Annotated in this window: 2 protein-coding genes; one reads left to right on the forward strand and one right to left on the reverse strand. The window is 70.3% G+C overall.

Annotated features, from left to right (window positions below):
* The coding region (locus tag G6018_RS04035; RefSeq protein WP_182638818.1) for a hypothetical protein at positions 1-860 on the reverse strand (860 nt) is incomplete at its 3' end.
* A 60-nt stretch (positions 861-920) separates the two neighbouring features.
* Between G6018_RS04035 and G6018_RS04040 the strand changes: the two genes are divergently transcribed.
* Positions 921-1,722: LssY C-terminal domain-containing protein (locus tag G6018_RS04040; RefSeq protein ID WP_187700880.1), on the forward strand; the 802-nt coding region annotated here is incomplete at its 3' end.

Raw genomic sequence — 1,722 nt, forward strand, 5'->3', positions numbered from 1 at the left:
AAGAACAGGAACACCAGGCAGGCGAACAACACGGCCTGGATGAGGGTGGCCAGCACCGGGACCAGCAGGATGTTGATCCGCTCGGACATCCGCAGCTCCCGGCCCGGCGCCCGCGCCTCCAGCTCGTCGTGGAGGTCGTCCCGGGTGGTGATGGCCACCAGCAGGACGGTGAGCAGACCCATGACGCCCACCACGGCGAAGGTCCGCGGCCAGGACAGCGCCACCATCACCTGCCAGATCTCCGCGCTGAAGAACAGGAACAGCACGGCCAACATGAGGACCGGCAGGACCCGGGCCACCATGTGGCCCATGGTGCCGAGCTCGCGCCGGACCCGCCGCGCGGCCCAGCGCACCAGCGAACCCACACCGATGTAGGTACCCACCAGCACCCCCGCCAGGAGGAGCGAGGTGGTGGCCGGGCCGGGGCCGTCATGGGCCTCGAAGGTGAGAGGTGCCGCCACGACGAGGGCGACCGCCGAGACGAGACCGACGACCGAGCCGGACACCCGGTCCAGGCGTCGCACCACGCGGGCCACCAGCCACCCGAGCAAGGGCGCGGCGGCGAACAAGCCGAGCGCCAGCAGGAGCAGCAGGATGATCGGATCTGTGATCCCGATGTCGTCCAGCTCCGGTGAATCCTCACCGACCCGCTCGAGCAGGGCCACCGCGTAATCGTTCGAGCGGTCCAACGCGGAGAGACCCGACGTGGCCACCGCGAGACCGGCGCTGACTCCGGCGGAGCGGATGAGCATCTCGCGAGACCGCGTGGACGGGACGATCATCAGCGGCAGTCCCAGCGACCGCAGGTACTCCTCGTGGACACCCCGGCTGCTGGCCGGGGTCGGATCGGGCGTGGGCACGGGGACATTCTGGCAGTCATCGCGGTCCGCACGGCCGGTACCGCCGACTATCGTCTAGCCATGTCCACCAGTGAGCGAGCGGTGCAGACGCCCGGCGCGGAGCGGTCCGCGCCGACCGCGCCCCCGGTCTACGCCCGCCTGCCGTCCAAGGTGCGGGACGACGACGTGCGGCCGGCGCTGCCCGGCCAGGTCGTCGACACCGTGTTCTTCACCCTGGCCACCCTCGCGGCCGGATGGCTCGGCTGGCGGCTGTTGGACGACGTGTGGCGCCACACCTGGTGGCATCTGTTCCTCCTGATCCCGTTCTGGGCACTGGTCGCCTATCTGGTCCTGCCCCGGCTGCAGACGCTGATCACCTCGGTGTACGTGCCGGGATACTTCATCGCGCGGACCCGGACGTCTGACGGGTTGCTGGGGGACCCGGTCAACCTGGCCGTCGACGGCACCGCCCGTCAGATCCACGAGACCATGACGGCCTGCGGGTGGGTGCTGGCCGACGACATCACGGTCCGGTCCTCCTGGGGCATCATCATGTCCTCGGTGCTCCGGCGGTCCTACCCCTCCGCGCCGGTGAGCCCCCTGCGGCTCTTCGGACGCAGGCAGTGTCTGGCCTACCAGCAGGAGGTCGAGGGCAACGCCGCGCAACGGCACCACGTCCGGTTCTGGCGGTGCCCAGACGGGTGGCTGCTGCCCGGCGGCCACCGCGTGCAGTGGCTCGGGGCCGGCACCTACGACCGGGCCGTGGGTTTGTCGCTGTTCACCCTCCAGGTGACGCACAAGATCGACGCGGACATCGACGTGGAGCGCGACTACATCGTGGACTCGATCCGCTACCACGTCCCCGCCGCGGGTGTTCGGGTGC

It is taken from the genome of Dietzia sp. DQ11-44 (assembly GCF_014145205.1).
Taxonomy (GTDB): domain Bacteria; phylum Actinomycetota; class Actinomycetes; order Mycobacteriales; family Mycobacteriaceae; genus Dietzia; species Dietzia natronolimnaea.